This is a genomic window from Nocardioides albus, from assembly GCF_014648255.1.
Lineage (GTDB): Bacteria > Actinomycetota > Actinomycetes > Propionibacteriales > Nocardioidaceae > Nocardioides > Nocardioides albus.
The window spans coordinates 143,178-156,789 of sequence record NZ_BMQT01000013.1; the positions used below are offsets into that span (position 1 = coordinate 143,178).

Here is a 13,612-nt window from a genome sequence, read left to right on the forward strand (position 1 = left end):
AGATTCTCATGTCCACCGGTCCTGAAGGCCCCAACTGGAACGACCAGCTCGATTGGTCAGCACACCCCACGTACGCAGCACCCACCCCCACCTCGGAGTCTCCTCGGCCGCGGTGGCCCTGGGTGCTCGGCGCCGTCGTCGCCGTCGTCCTTTCTCTCGTCGCGCTGCTCGGCGCGGGCCTGCTGCTCAGCTATCGCGCCGAGCAGGCAGACGCCGCGCGAGAGAATGCGGCAGAGGCCAAGGCGATCGAGACCTGCAGAGCGGAGATCGGCGAGTTCGTCGAAGCCGTTCTCGACGCCTCGTCGCGCGCGGAGGTCGGCATCGTCCAGGCCGACCTCTCAGAGGCAATCTCCGACGCAGCCGTCCTCGGCAATCGGATCGATGCCAGCTCCCTCAGCCCCGAGTGCGACTCGGCCTATCAGGCTGCGGACGAGGCCCAGACCATCTATGCGCTTTCCGCGAGCACGTGGGAGGACTGCATCTGGGAATACACCTGCGACCCGGACACGGACTTTGACAACTCCGACTGGTCCACGGCTCAGGACAAAGCCCAGGCGGCGTACGATGCCATGCTCGCTGGCATCTCGGTCGACGCCGTCAACAGCTGACGCGCTCGCTCTGCCGACAGCGGCTCAGACCTCGGCCACGAATCGGACGCTGCAGGCGACGAGGACGATCATCCCCACCGTGGCAGCGCCGAACAGGCCGGCCAGGCCGGCACCCCGGGCGGAGCCGGAGCTCCCGCCTTCCCACGCGAACCCACACCTGCAGCACATCAGTCGCCGGCGGCCCCCCGCCGTACGCGAGAGAACCCGGATCTCCTCGTCTTCGGTGCACTTGGCACACATAGCCGAAGCCATCGAGTGAACTCCTCGCACTTCTACATGAACAGAATCTGTACAACGCCGTCCAGGGTGACACAGGCACAGGCCCGTCCCACAGTTGAGCACGACCTGTGGGTGAACTGTGAAGGCTCTATTGACCAGCAGGGATGTCGTCCGTGTTGGCGACGCCGTAGGGGATGTGCACCCCGGCGATCGAGCCGACCGCGGGGTCCAGATGGGTCGTCTGGTCGTCGAAGAAGATCAGTGGTCGGAGCACCTCGAGGACGCGTACCTTCTCCACCCCGCCCAGGAAGAACGCCTCGTTGACGTGGACGTCCCAGGACTGCAGCGACCGGATCGCCCGCTCGTGCGCCGGGGCGCCACGGGCGGTGACCAGCGCGATCCGCAGCCGTGGCTCATAGGACGGGTCCTCCAGGCGGCGCTGCTCCTCGACCTGCTGGATCCGGTTGAGATCGCGTAGCAGCGGCTGCAGCGGTCCGGGCTCGAGCGGCTCGGCCTTCCGGCTCGCCTCGTGCGCCTGGTATCTCTCGATCCCCTCCTCGCGGTAGACCCGCTCGGAACCGTCGTCGGCGAGCACGCCGTCGAAGTCGAAGGCCACCACGACGGAGCGATCAGAATCGTCGTACGTCGCGGCCGACGGAAGCACGTGACCGGCGGGGAAGCCTTCGCGGCTGGCCGCGACCACGTCCGAGCGGTTGCCACTGAGGAACAGCGACATCCCGAGTGCCCCGATGTAGGGATGCGGCGAGCGACCCTGAGTGAACACCGCGCGGGTCATCGGCAGGCCGTGGCGCTCGATCGAGCGCATCACCCGCAGTCCGGTGTTGGGATCGTTGCGGGAGACCACGATCACCTCGACGAGGCCGTCGTCGGCGTCGTCGACCAGGTCGTTGAGGCTCAGCAGCCGCTTGATGAACGGGAACGCGACACCGGGCCGGAGCGGGTCGTCGATGCGTTCGTCCTGGTAGCGGCGGTAGGCCCCTTCGCCGTGCTCTCGGAAGTACGCATCCGACTCGGACAGGTCGAAGAGCGCGCTCGACGCGATCCCGACGACCAACCGGTCCCCCAACTCATATCCCACCCCTGGAACCTACCGGTCTTCGCCGGAACGGGGTCGTTGCCAGATCAACTCACTTCCGCCATAGTTCCGGCCAGCGTCCTCGTGGCACCGGCCACCTCTCGGGGAGGATCGCTGCTGCATTTTCCTTCGATCCCCCTTCCTCTGGAGGAGAAGTACGTCTCATGAGCATCAAACGAAGCCTGAGTCTCGCCGCCGGATCCGCCGCTCTCGCAGCCCTGACCGCGACCACCATCTCGGCACCTGCGGCGACCGGGACCACCGGGCCCGCGCCCGCGCTGGGCACACCGAACGTGGTCGCCGACGGTCTCGACAACCCCTACTCGCTCGCCTGGGGAGCCCACGGCAAGCTGTGGCTCACCGAGAAGAGCGGCAAGTCCGTCCTCAGCGTGAACCCCGCGACCGGCGCGAAGAGCACCCTTCTCGATCTCTCCAACCAGGCCGTCTCCAGCGGCCAGGACGGAGTGCTCGGACTTGCCGTGGAGCCGTCGATCGTCAGCAGGGCCCGCGGCTATGCGTACGTCTCGTTCACCTATGACTCCGGCCAGGCCGAGGAGTCCACGGGCGAGACCCGGCGCACCAAGATCGTGCGCTACAGCTACGACGACTACCGGAAGAAGCTGGTCAGCCCGACCACGATCATCGACGGACTGCCGGCGAGCATCGACCACCAGGGTGGCCGGCTGCTGATCGGTCCCGACGGGAAGCTCTACTACGCGATCGGCGACCAGGGCACCAACCAGTACTCCCTCGCCTGCCGTCAGAACCAGGCCCAGACCCTGCCTACCGCGGCCGAGGTCGCGGCGAAGGACTGGTTCGCCTACCAGGGCAAGACCCTGCGGCTGAACCGCGACGGCTCCATCCCGACCGACAACCCGACGATCAGCGGCGTACGCAGCCACATCTGGACCTACGGACACCGCAACCCGCAGGGCTTCACGTTCACCCCCTCCGGGCAGCTCCTCGAGGCCGAGCACGGCCCGAAGACCGACGACGAGATCAACCTGCTCCGCCCTGGCGGCAACTACGGCTGGCCGAACGTCGCCGGTTACCAGGACGACGACTCCGCCTACGTCTACGCCGACTGGAGCGCCTCCTCCCCGACACCGTGCGCCGAGTTGACCCACTCGGACTTCGAGATCCACGAGGACGTGCCGACGACGAAGGAGTCGGAGTTCACGGCTCGCTTCAACGAGCCCCTGGACACCTTCGGCACCTCGGTCACCTGGGATCACGACTTCACCGGCGCCCCGTGCGACGAGTCCGGTCTCTACTACATCTGCTACCCGACCATCGCGCCGTCCAGCCTCACCTACTACAAGCCGGCCTCCGGCCGGGCGATGCCGGGCTGGGAGAACTCGGTGATCATGACCAGCCTCAAGGACGGCACGATCTACCGCCTGGGTCTCAACTGGACCGAGACCGACGTGGTCGCGGTCGAGCCGCTCTACACCGACCAGGACCGGTTCCGCGCCACGATCGTCAGCCCTGACGGCAAGACGGTCTACGCAATCACCGACACCGCGGGCCTCGTCCGCGGCGAGGGCGACGTCCCCACGACCGACCTCACCCACCCGGGGTCGCTGCTCGCCTTCCCGGTCAGCAGCTGACGTACGTCCCTGCTCTCCCGGACCCCGGGCGTGCGCCGATAAATGGTGTGCGACCGGGGTCCGGTCGTGTCTACCGTTGATGTCATGCAGCAGCGACCGCGCCCGTGAACGTGTACGCACAGACGGGTTGTGGGGAAGCGGCTATCCCTCCTGGGTTGGGTCCAGGCGATCGCGGGTTCGAGTCCCGCCAACCCGACGTTGACCTCAGTCCGCGTTGGTGACGCGGAGGAACTCCTGGACGTCGAACACGGCGCGGAAGAGCCCGGCGCCCTTGGGGAGCATGGGAGCGACCTCGGCGTAGGAGACGATCCTCGGATCCGTGACGCGGTGGTCGACGCCGTCGTGGACGATCGTGGCCGAGTTGGCGGCCAGGACGTTCTGGGCCCAGTCGACCTTCGAGGTGTAGGGCAGGTTGATGACGAAGCCGTCGGGCGTCGGGAACGGCGTGACCGGGGTGGCGTACTCCCGGCCGCTCGTGCGACCGACGTGGAGGACGACGCCGTTGAGGTTGCCGGTCGAGCCGGCGGTCTTCAGCGCCTCGGAGGCGAACCGCTTGGAGAAGATGCGGATGCGGTCCTGCAGCCAGGGCGACTTGTTGCGCATCCCGATCACGAAGGCGGCACCCGCGCCCGCCACTCCGGCAGCCAGCAGACCCGGGATCACTCGACTCAGTCGCATGTGGCAAACCTACCCTCGCACCCCAGAGAGGGCGCGGGTGACAGATAACGTGGGCGCCGTCACACTGGAGAGTGGATCTCGATCACCGAGGAGGGCGGATGCGGCGCTGGCTACGCACTTCATCGGGGACCCATCTGGGCACCGAAGCCGACCGGGCGACCTTCCGCACCCTCCACAACGCGTCGCTGGCGAGCCCAGCGCTGCGCGGCGGCCTGACCGTGGACAGCGCCGAGCGCGCCGCACCTCATCTTCAGGCTCTTCTCGCCGCTCCCGCGCTCGCGATCACCGATACCGACGGCCTGCTCGCCTGGGAAGGCATCGGCACCCACCACCAGGAGCACGTGACGAAGCTGGCCGAGGGGACGCTGGAGCGCGGTGCGACCCGGTTCTACGACCGGGTCGACCTGGAGTGCGGTCAGGCCGGATGCCCGCTGCACTCCGCCGTGGTCAGCCCCCTGGTCGTCGACGACCACCTGGTCGGCACGCTGCAGGCGTACGCCCCGGACACCTCGGCAATGATGATCCGCGCCACCGACGAGGTCGCGACCTGGGTCTCCGGCCAGCTCGAGCTCGCCGAGCTCGACGCGTCGCGGCGGCGCCTGATGGAGGCCGAGGTGCGCGCGCTGCGCGCCCAGATCAGCCCGCACTTCATCTACAACTCGCTCGGGGCGATCGCCAGCTTCGTACGCACCGACCCGGAGCGAGCGCGGGAGCTGCTGCTGGAGTTCGCGGACTTCACGCGCTACTCGTTCCGGACCCACGGTGAATACACCACGCTGTCCGAGGAGCTCCGCTCGGTCGAGCGCTATCTGCTCCTGGAGCAGGCCCGGTTCGGCGAGCGACTCTCGGTCAGGCTCTCGGTCGCTCCCGAGGTGCTGCCGATCGCGGTGCCGTTCCTGTGCTTGCAGCCGTTGGTCGAGAACGCCGTACGCCACGGCCTCGCTGACGCAGAGACCGGCCACATCTCCATCCGAGCCGCCGACAGCGGCACCGAGTGCGTGATCGAGGTCGAGGACGACGGTGCCGGCGAGGATCCGGAGAAAGTCCGCAACGCGCTGGCCGGCGGGCTCCCGACGGGTCTGAGCGACGTGCCCCCGACCACCGATTCGATGGGGCTCGGCAACGTCGACGCCCGGCTCCGCAACGCCTACGGCGACGACTACGGCCTGGTGGTCGAGACCGCCCCCGGTGCCGGCACGAAGGTCATCCTCAGGATCCCGAAGTTCGCCCCAGGAGTGCACACATGAGCGGCATGACCGGCCGTACGCCGCAGGCGTTCGCCGCGAGACAGGGAGCCCCGGGCGGGCGCCTGCGAGTCCTGGTCGTCGACGACGAGCCGCCGGCCGCCGACGAGCTCTCCTACCTGCTCACCCAGGACGCTCGGGTGGCAGAGGTGCGCACCTGTCTGAACGCGACCGACGGGCTGCAGCAGCTGCAGGGGTCGGGCGTGGACGCGGTCTTCCTCGACATCCAGATGCCCGGCCTGAACGGGCTCGAGGTGGCGCGGCTGCTGGCCCGCTTCAAGACACCGCCGGCGGTCGTGTTCGTGACCGCTCACGAGGAGCACGCGCTGGAGGCCTTCGACCTGCGCGCGGTCGACTACGTCCTCAAGCCGGTGCGCGCGGAACGTCTGGCCGAGACCGTCACCCGGCTGATGGGCAGCGTCCCGGAGGAGGAGCCGAGCGGCGACGTACAGATCCCGGTCGAGCTCGGCGGCGTCACCCGTTTCGTGTGGCGCTCCCAGATCACCCACGTGGAGGCGCAGGGCGACTACGCCCGGCTGCACACCGCCGGGGCGTCTCATCTGGTGCGGGTCCCGCTGACCCAGCTGGAGCAGGAATGGGCCTCCGCCCGGTTCGTACGCATCCACCGCTCGCTCCTCGTCAACCTCTCCCACGTCACCGAGGTCCGCTCGGAGGCCGGGCGCTGCTCGGTCGTCGTCGGCGGCGCGTCCCGCGGCACCGAGCTGCAGGTCAGCCGCCGGCACACGCGCCAGCTCAAGGACCTGCTCGCCCGACGCTCATGATCCCCTCCTGACAGCAGAGCCCAATGACAGAACCACAACGCGTACGCGTCACCGGACCGCCCCGACGCCGCCCGGCCGTCCGTCGGGTCGACGTCGACGAGGACACCCGCCTCGGCGAGGTCTACCTCGGCTCGCTGATGCGCGCCCAGCTCTCGATCGCGCTCCGCACCCTGGCGGTGCTCTTCCTCGGCGTCGGGTCGCTCCCGCTGCTGTTCTGGCTGGCCCCCGGGCTGGTCCGCACCGCGCCGTTCGGTATCCCGCTCCCCTGGCTGCTCCTCGGGGTTCTGGTCTACCCGTTCCTGTTCCTCCTCGGCCGCTGGTATCTGCGCGGCGCGGAACGCAACGAGGCCAGCTACGCCGACCTGCTCCGTTCGGACGACGAGGCTCCATGACGCTCGACTCCGCCCCGGCGATCGTCGCGGTCACCCTGGTCACCCTGGCGACGCTGACCATCGGCACCTGGGGACTGCGGTTCAGCCGGACCACGAGCGACTTCTACGTCGCCTCGCGGTCGGTGCGGCCCGGCCTCAACGCGAGCGCAATCGGCGGGGAGTATCTCTCCGCCGCCTCCTTCCTCGGCATCGCCGGGCTGGTGTTCACCTCGGGCGCGGAGATGCTCTGGTACCCGATCGGCTGGACCGCCGGCTATCTCGTGCTGCTGACCCTGGTCGCGGCGCCTCTGCGCAGGTCAGGGGCGTACACGCTGCCTGACTTCGCCGAGGAGCGGCTTGCCTCGCGCGGGGTTCGGCGGCTCTGCTCGCTTCTGGTCGTGTCCATCGGCTGGCTCTATCTGCTGCCGCAGCTGCAGGGCGCCGGCCTGACCTTGGAGCTGGTCGCAGGTGCGCCTCGCTGGGTGGGACCGGTGCTGGTCGGGACGGTCGTGCTGGTCAGCGTCTTCTCCGGCGGGATGCGCTCGATCACCTTCGTGCAGGCCTTCCAGTACTGGCTCAAGCTGACCGCCCTGCTGGTGCCGGTCGGAGTGCTGGTCGCGGTCTGGGGCAGCGACGGCGCACCCCGCGCCAACGATCTCAGTCAGACCTGGTCGCTGCCGATGGGCACCGACGGACCTGCCGGCCTCTACGCCACCTACTCGCTGATCGCAGCGACATTCCTCGGGACGATGGGGCTGCCGCACGTCGGGGTCCGCTTCTACACCAACCCCGACGGCCGCGCCGCCCGCCGCACCACCCTGGTCGTGCTGGCTCTCCTCGGCGTCTTCTACCTGCTGCCACCGATCCTCGGCGTCCTCGGTCGCGTGTACGGCGCCCGCCCCGCCTCCGCCGACACCCTGGTCCTCGAGCTGCCCCGGCTGATGCTCTCCGGCTGGGCGGGTGACGTCCTGACCGGACTCGTGTGCGCGGGCGCCTTCGCGGCCTTCCTGTCGACGTCGTCCGGCCTCGCGATCGCCGTCTCCGGCGTGCTCTCCCAGGACGTGGTCGTGCCGCTGCTGCGTCGCCGAGGCAGTCGGTACGGCGGCGTCGCCGCCTTCCGGATCGCCTCCCTGGTCGCCGTGATCGTCCCCGTCGCCGGCGCCCTGCTGACCCCCAGCGTCGGCGTCGCCCGCGGCGTCGCGCTCGCCTTCGCCCTGGCCGCCGCCACCTTCTGCCCGCTCCTCCTGCTCGGCATCTGGTCGCGCCGGCTGACCGCCTACGGTGCCGCTGCGGGCCTGGTCACCGGGTTGGTCACGACGGGCTCCGCCGTGGTCTTCACGATCAGTGGGTGGCGTACGGACACCTGGGCCGACGTCGTCCTCACCCAGCCCGCGCTCTGGGCGGTCCCGCTCTCGTTCGCCGTGATGATCCTCGTCAGCCTCGCCACCGCAGAGCATGTCCCGCCCCACACCACCCGACTGCTCGTACGCCTCCACACCCCCGAGCCGACGCTCGAACCCGCCGTCGCGGCCTCGACGCAGCGCTGACTCTCAGACGGCAGTGATCTCGGCGCGAACCGACGTGGTCCAACCGTGACCGTCACCGCCGTGGATCTCCAACAGGTGCGGTCCGGGGGCGATCGGCTCGACATAGGCCCAATGGCCAGCGACCTGCATCTTCGTCCCGAACAGCGACACCCCGTTCACCGGGTTTCCAAGTGCGCCTCGCACTCTGACCGGTCCGGAAGAGTTCGCAGACACTGGAACCTCTTCGCCGTCGAGCTTCACGAAGCCGAACGATCGGGGAAGGTCCGCGTTCGTGAGCATGCTGCGCGACCACATACAGAAGGCAGGCATGAACAAAGGCCTGCCGACCGGCACGTCGAAGCGTCGGGATGACACCCCACCGGAGTTCCCCGCAACGAACCAGACGTCCGGCGGCTGCTTCGACCCTGCGAACGCTCCCGTGGCATCCACGATCGGCGACGACGTTTCATCTGACGAGGCTGCCCACCGGAGCCAGCGTGCGGCGAGGCCTGGAATGTCGGAGATCACGGCGGCGAACGTTAGCGCTTGGTCGGCTCGACGGGCCCGCCGCCCTGCCGTACTTCGGGGCCGAACGAATGTTCGTTCGCTCTCGGAACCGCGGGGTGGGCGACGTACCGCATGACCATCGGTCGCCCTCTCGGCAGGAGCAGACCCCCACGGGAACCAGCCACTCGACGTACGAAATCGACCGCTCGTCGCGCGACGATGCCGTCTACCGAGGGACCGGCCGCTACCCCGCGACGGGCGACCCAGCAGACCCCTAATGTGACTGCGATCACACGTCGTCCGTCCCTGGTCTCGACAGGCTCGACCACCAGAAATCAGGACGGCCTCGTCAACGAAAGGGTTAGACCGTGAGCGACGAAGCGCACGACCAAGCCCACCGGCACGACCCGGTCTACGACAGACTGCACGCCACGGCAGAGTTTCGCGCTCTGCGGTCGGCGTACCGGAAGTTCGTATTCCCGGCCACGGTGGCATTCCTGGCTTGGTACCTCCTCTATGTCTTCTGCTCGAACTGGGCCGAGGACTTCATGAACTACAAGCTGTTCGGCAACATCAACGTCGCGCTGGTCTTCGGGCTCCTGCAGTTCGTGACCACCTTCGGCATCGCCTACCTCTACGCCAACTACTCCACCAAGAACCTCGACCCGCTGGCTCGGAAGCTCGACGAGGAATACGAGATCGAGAAGAGGCAGCTCTGATGGACGGCAGCCAGATCCTCACCACTGTCCTCTTCCTCGCGGTCGTCGCGATCACGGTCGGTATCACCTTCTGGGCGAGCCGGCAGACGAAGACCGCGGCCGACTACTACGCCGGGGGCCGCGGCTTCTCCGGCTTCCAGAACGGTCTCGCGATCGGAGGCGACTACATGTCGGCGGCGTCGTTCCTCGGCATCTCGGGCGCCATCGCCCTGTCCGGCTACGACGGGTTCCTCTACTCGATCGGCTTCCTCGTCGCCTGGTTGGTGGCGCTGCTGCTGGTCGCGGAGGTGCTGCGCAACTCCGGTCGCTACACGATGGCCGACCAGCTGGCGTACCGCATGAAGCAGCGTCCGGTGCGCATGGCCGCGGCGACGTCCACCGTGGTCGTGAGCATCTTCTACCTGCTGGCCCAGATGGTCGGTGCGGGCGCGCTGGTAGCGCTCCTGCTCGGCGTCGAGGACCAGGCGGTGAAGAACATCGTGATCCTGTTCGTCGGCGCGCTGATGATCTTCTACGTCACCGTCGGCGGGATGAAGGGCACCACCTGGGTCCAGATCGTCAAGGCCGTCCTGCTGATGACCGGCTCCGCGCTGATCGTCATCCTGGTGCTCGCCCAGTTCGGCTTCAACCTCTCCGAGCTGCTCGGATCCGCCGCCGACGCCTCGGGCAAGGGCGACGCCTTCCTCCAGCCGGGTCTGAAGTACGGCCTGAGCTTCACCAGCGAGATGGACTTCGTCTCCCTCGGCCTTGCCCTGGTGCTCGGCACCGCGGGTCTGCCGCACATCCTGATCCGCTTCTACACCGTCCCGACCTCGGCGGATGCTCGCAAGTCGGTGCTGTGGGCGATCGGCCTGATCGGCGTCTTCTACCTGTTCACCCTGGTCCTGGGCTTCGGTGCGGCCGCCCTGGTCGACCCGGCGACCCTGGACAAGGCCGGCAACCTGGCGGCGCCACTGCTCGCCCAGGAAGTCGGTGGCGGTGAGGGCTCGGTCGGTGGTGCCGTGCTGCTGGCGCTCATCTCCGCGGTCGCCTTCGCCACCATCCTCGCCGTGGTCGCGGGGCTGACGCTGACCTCGTCGGTCTCCGTCGCCCACGACATCTACAACTCGGTGATCAAGCACGGCAAGGCCTCGGAGAAGGACGAGCTGAAGGTCTCTCGCTGGGCCGCGGCGGGCATCGGCCTGATCGCGATCCTGCTGGCCATCCCGGCGCAGTCGCTGAACATCGCGTTCCTCGTCGCGCTGGCCTTCGCGGTCGCCGCCTCGGCGAACCTGCCGGCGATCATCTACAACATGTTCTGGAAGCGGTTCAACACCCGCGGCGCGGTCTGGTCGATCTACGGCGGCCTGATCTCGTGTGTCGGCCTGGTCTTCTTCTCCCCGGTCGTCTCCGGCAAGGTCGACCCCGCCACCGGCGACAGCCTCTCGCTGTTCCCGGCCGGAATCGACTTCTCCTGGTTCCCCCTGGAGAACCCGGGCATCATCTCCATCCCGCTCGGCTTCTTCCTGGGCTGGCTGGGCACGGTGACGTCGAAGGAGCCGGAGACCGCTGAGCGCTACATCGAGCTCGAGGTGCGCGCCCTCACCGGCGCCGGCTCCGAGAAGGCGATCACGCACTGACCCACCCACGGCGGGTCGTCGTCGCCTGACTGAAGAGTCTTGTCGTACGACGGCCCGCCATCGTTCTTTCCCCCGCACTACCCTGTGGCCTGAGCCACAAAATTTTTCGTACGTAGGAGTCACTGTGACCGACGAGACCCTGTCCAACCTGCTGCACGAGAAGCGCCGGTTCGAGCCCCCGGCTGAGCTCGCCGCCGCCGCCAACGTCAAGGCCGATGCGTACGACGCCGCGGCCACGGACCGCGACGCCTTCTGGGCCGCCGCCGCGGAGCGGCTGACCTGGTCGAAGCCGTTCGATCGTGTCCTGAACTGGGACAACCCGCCGTTCGCGAAGTGGTTCGAGGGCGGCGAGATCAACGTGGCGTACAACGCCGTGGACCGTCACGTCGAGGCCGGGCTCGGTGACCGGGTGGCGATCCACTGGGTGGGCGAGCCTGCCGACGACAAGAGGGCGATCACCTACGCCGAGCTCAAGGACGAGGTCTCCCGGGCGGCCAACGCGTTCGAGGCGCTGGGGGTGTCGAAGGGCGACCGGGTCGCGATCTACATGCCGATGATCCCCGAGGCCGTCTTCGCGATGCTGGCCTGCGCGCGGATCGGTGCGATCCACACCGTGATCTTCGGCGGCTTCTCCGCGGACGCTCTCGCAACCCGTGTCGTCGACTGCGGCGCGAAGCTGATCGTCACCTCTGACGGCGGCTACCGCCGTGGCGCACCCTCGGCGCTCAAGCCCGCGGTGGACGAGGCGGTCACGAAGGTCGAGGCGACCCAGCCCGGCCTGGTCGAGAACGTGCTCGTGGTCAAGCGCACCGGCCAGGACGTCGAGTGGAACGACTCGGTCGACAAGTGGTGGGGCGACGTCGTCTCGACCGCGTCGACCGAGCACACCCCGGTCGGCCACGACGCCGAGCACCCGCTCTTCGTCATGTACACCTCCGGCACCACCGGGAAGCCGAAGGGCATCCTGCACACCACCGGCGGCTACCTCACCCAGGCGGCGTTCACGCACTGGGAGGTCTTCGACCTCAAGCCCGAGACCGACGTCTACTGGTGCACCGCCGACATCGGCTGGATCACCGGCCACTCCTACATCGTCTACGGACCGCTGGCCAACGGCGCGACCCAGGTGCTCTACGAAGGCACCCCCGACTTCCCGGAGAAGGGTCGCTGGTGGCAGATCATCGAGGAGTACGGCGTCACGCTCTTCTACACGGCGCCGACCGCGATCCGGACGTTCATGAAGCAGGGTCGCGCCATCCCGGACGGCCGCGACCTCTCGTCGGTCCGCCTGCTCGGGTCCGTCGGTGAGCCGATCAACCCCGAGGCCTACATCTGGTACCGCGACGTCATCGGTGGCTCCTCGGTGCCCGTGGTGGACACCTGGTGGCAGACCGAGACCGGCGCGATCATGATCTCGCCGCTGCCGGGCGTGACTCACGGGAAGCCGGGATCGGCGATGAAGGGTCTGCCGGGCGTCTCGGCCGACGTGGTGGACGACAACGGCGAGTCCGTGCCGGACGGCGCCGGGGGCTACCTGGTGCTCACCGAGCCGTGGCCGTCGATGCTGCGTACGATCTGGGGGGACGACCAGCGCTACATCGACACCTACTGGTCGCGCTTCAAGGACCGTGGCTACTACTTCGCCGGCGACGGCGCCAAGAAGGACGAGGACGGCGACGTCTGGGTCCTGGGCCGGGTCGACGACGTGATGAACGTGTCCGGCCACCGGCTGTCCACGACGGAGATCGAGTCGGCGCTGGTCTCGCACCACTACGTCGCCGAGGCGGCGGTCGTCGGTGCGACCGACCCCGACACGGGGCAGGCAGTGGTGGCGTACGTCATCCTGCGTGACGGATCGCCGGAGGATTGCCACAAGGAGCTCTCCGACCACGTCCGCAAGGAGATCGGCCCGATCGCCAAGCCGCGCCAGATCATGATCGTGCCCGAGCTCCCCAAGACCCGCTCGGGGAAGATCATGCGGCGGCTGCTTCGCGACCTCGCCGAGGGTCGTGGCGTCGGCGACACCACGACGCTGGCGGACCAGACGATCATGGAGCTGATCGCCGCCGGGAAGACCACGTCGACTGACGAGTGACGGGTCGCCGCGGCCCGGTCGCCCCACGCGGGTGACCGGGCCGCTACGTACTAGTGCTTCTTGCTGTACTTCACCCGCCGGATGAAGTGGCTGTCGGTCCAGATCGGGTCCTTCTGGACCGTCTCGCCGGACCGGGGCGCGTGCCAGATCCAGCGGCGCCCGTCGTACTTACCGGCGTAGATGCCGACGTGATAGACGCCGCCGCTGCCGTAGAAGAAGACCAGGTCGCCCTTGCGGGGCTTCTTGACCTTGAACGTGTGACCGACCTGCCCCGACGAGCTGTGCGGGAGCTTGCGGCCGAGCTTCTTGTAGACCCACTGGGTCAGGCCGGAGCAGTCGAAGGAGTGCGGGCCGTCGCCGCCGTAGGAGTAGGGCGCGCCGGCGCGGCTCTTGGCGCGACGCAGGGCCTTGATGCCGCGCGACTTCTTCTTTTTCTTGGCCTTCTTCTCGGTGGTCGCCGTGGTGGCCGAGATGGTCTTGATGATGGAGGCCGGGTGGGCGCCCGTCTGGGCGCTGGTGCCAGGCGGAGCCGTCGCGG

Annotated in this window: 14 protein-coding genes and 1 tRNA gene; 10 read left to right on the top strand and 5 right to left on the bottom strand. The window is 68.4% G+C overall.

From position 1 onward, the window contains the following. Positions 1 to 8: 8 nt before the first annotated feature. Entirely contained in the window at positions 9 to 608 is a 600-nt protein-coding gene (locus IEY84_RS23800) for a hypothetical protein (RefSeq protein WP_183543130.1), read from the top strand. Positions 609 to 632: 24 nt separating this feature from the next. On the opposite strand, the gene IEY84_RS23805 is transcribed toward IEY84_RS23800, so the two are convergent. Together IEY84_RS23805 and IEY84_RS23810 are read right to left on the bottom strand one after the other, a co-directional pair. Next, complete coding sequence (locus tag IEY84_RS23805; protein WP_183543129.1) at positions 633 to 860, bottom strand: hypothetical protein; 228 nt, start codon at positions 858 to 860, stop codon at positions 633 to 635. 115 nt (positions 861 to 975) lie between these two features. Next, positions 976 to 1,926: a 5'-nucleotidase gene (locus IEY84_RS23810; protein ID WP_183543127.1), complete on the bottom strand. Its 951-nt coding sequence runs from the start codon at positions 1,924 to 1,926 to the stop codon at positions 976 to 978. Between the two features lie 161 nt (positions 1,927 to 2,087). Here IEY84_RS23810 and IEY84_RS23815 point away from each other — a divergent pair, with 161 nt between their 5' ends. Both IEY84_RS23815 and IEY84_RS23820 read left to right on the top strand, forming a co-directional pair. Continuing rightward, positions 2,088 to 3,533, top strand: coding sequence for a glucose/sorbosone family PQQ-dependent dehydrogenase (locus tag IEY84_RS23815; RefSeq protein ID WP_183543125.1), 1,446 nt, complete (start codon positions 2,088 to 2,090; stop codon positions 3,531 to 3,533). A gap of 123 nt (positions 3,534 to 3,656) precedes the next feature. Then, positions 3,657 to 3,729 (top strand) — tRNA-Pro (locus IEY84_RS23820). Positions 3,730 to 3,737: 8 nt separating this feature from the next. On the opposite strand, the gene IEY84_RS23825 is transcribed toward IEY84_RS23820, so the two are convergent. Then, the gene (locus IEY84_RS23825) at positions 3,738 to 4,211 is read right to left on the bottom strand and encodes a PNPOx family protein (protein WP_183543123.1); all 474 of its coding nucleotides are present in this window, start codon (positions 4,209 to 4,211) and stop codon (positions 3,738 to 3,740) included. 98 nt (positions 4,212 to 4,309) lie between these two features. Between IEY84_RS23825 and IEY84_RS23830 the strand changes: the two genes are divergently transcribed. Genes IEY84_RS23830 through IEY84_RS23845 form a run of 4 tightly spaced genes read left to right on the top strand, consistent with a single transcriptional unit; the run spans position 4,310 to position 8,155 of the window. After that, entirely contained in the window at positions 4,310 to 5,458 is a 1,149-nt protein-coding gene (locus IEY84_RS23830; protein ID WP_183543121.1) for a sensor histidine kinase, read from the top strand. Then, positions 5,455 to 6,237, top strand: a complete 783-nt coding sequence (locus tag IEY84_RS23835; RefSeq protein WP_308424466.1) for a LytR/AlgR family response regulator transcription factor — start codon at positions 5,455 to 5,457, stop codon at positions 6,235 to 6,237. The genes IEY84_RS23830 and IEY84_RS23835 overlap by 4 nt, the downstream gene beginning before the upstream one ends. 23 nt (positions 6,238 to 6,260) lie before the next feature. After that, positions 6,261 to 6,629, top strand: a complete 369-nt coding sequence (locus IEY84_RS23840) for a DUF485 domain-containing protein (protein ID WP_183543119.1) — start codon at positions 6,261 to 6,263, stop codon at positions 6,627 to 6,629. Further along, on the top strand, positions 6,626 to 8,155 hold the full coding sequence (locus IEY84_RS23845) for a sodium/solute symporter (protein ID WP_183543117.1): 1,530 nt from the start codon (positions 6,626 to 6,628) through the stop codon (positions 8,153 to 8,155). Before IEY84_RS23840 ends, IEY84_RS23845 begins: the two co-directional genes overlap by 4 nt. A gap of 3 nt (positions 8,156 to 8,158) precedes the next feature. Here IEY84_RS23845 and IEY84_RS23850 read toward each other — a convergent pair whose 3' ends face one another. Next, positions 8,159 to 8,662, bottom strand: coding sequence for a hypothetical protein (locus tag IEY84_RS23850; RefSeq protein WP_183543115.1), 504 nt, complete (start codon positions 8,660 to 8,662; stop codon positions 8,159 to 8,161). 347 nt (positions 8,663 to 9,009) lie between these two features. On the opposite strand from IEY84_RS23850, the gene IEY84_RS23855 reads away from it, so the two are divergent. The 3 genes from IEY84_RS23855 (at position 9,010) to acs (ending at position 13,074) form a co-directional block, all read left to right on the top strand. After that, complete coding sequence (locus tag IEY84_RS23855; RefSeq protein ID WP_183543113.1) at positions 9,010 to 9,360, top strand: DUF485 domain-containing protein; 351 nt, start codon at positions 9,010 to 9,012, stop codon at positions 9,358 to 9,360. Continuing rightward, the gene (locus tag IEY84_RS23860; RefSeq protein ID WP_183543111.1) at positions 9,360 to 10,979 is read left to right on the top strand and encodes a monocarboxylic acid transporter; all 1,620 of its coding nucleotides are present in this window, start codon (positions 9,360 to 9,362) and stop codon (positions 10,977 to 10,979) included. The genes IEY84_RS23855 and IEY84_RS23860 overlap by 1 nt, the downstream gene beginning before the upstream one ends. Positions 10,980 to 11,103: 124 nt before the next feature. Further along, the gene (acs, locus tag IEY84_RS23865) at positions 11,104 to 13,074 is read left to right on the top strand and encodes an acetate--CoA ligase (RefSeq protein ID WP_183543109.1); all 1,971 of its coding nucleotides are present in this window, start codon (positions 11,104 to 11,106) and stop codon (positions 13,072 to 13,074) included. Positions 13,075 to 13,124: 50 nt separating this feature from the next. Here the strand turns inward: acs and IEY84_RS23870 are convergent. Then, positions 13,125 to 13,612: C40 family peptidase (locus IEY84_RS23870; protein WP_189129320.1), on the bottom strand; the 488-nt coding region annotated here is incomplete at its 5' end.

Bases quoted from the DNA above. Each gene is read 5' to 3' on its own strand.
- IEY84_RS23800 (WP_183543130.1), top strand. From the start codon at position 9: ATGTCCACCGGTCCTGAAGGCCCCAACTGGAACGACCAGCTCGATTGG.
- IEY84_RS23805 (WP_183543129.1), bottom strand. From the start codon at position 860: ATGGCTTCGGCTATGTGTGCCAAGTGCACCGAAGACGAGGAGATCCGG.
- IEY84_RS23815 (WP_183543125.1), top strand. From the start codon at position 2,088: ATGAGCATCAAACGAAGCCTGAGTCTCGCCGCCGGATCCGCCGCTCTC.
- IEY84_RS23825 (WP_183543123.1), bottom strand. From the start codon at position 4,211: ATGCGACTGAGTCGAGTGATCCCGGGTCTGCTGGCTGCCGGAGTGGCG.
- IEY84_RS23830 (WP_183543121.1), top strand. From the start codon at position 4,310: ATGCGGCGCTGGCTACGCACTTCATCGGGGACCCATCTGGGCACCGAA.
- IEY84_RS23835 (WP_308424466.1), top strand. From the start codon at position 5,455: ATGAGCGGCATGACCGGCCGTACGCCGCAGGCGTTCGCCGCGAGACAG.
- IEY84_RS23840 (WP_183543119.1), top strand. From the start codon at position 6,261: ATGACAGAACCACAACGCGTACGCGTCACCGGACCGCCCCGACGCCGC.
- IEY84_RS23845 (WP_183543117.1), top strand. From the start codon at position 6,626: ATGACGCTCGACTCCGCCCCGGCGATCGTCGCGGTCACCCTGGTCACC.
- IEY84_RS23860 (WP_183543111.1), top strand. From the start codon at position 9,360: ATGGACGGCAGCCAGATCCTCACCACTGTCCTCTTCCTCGCGGTCGTC.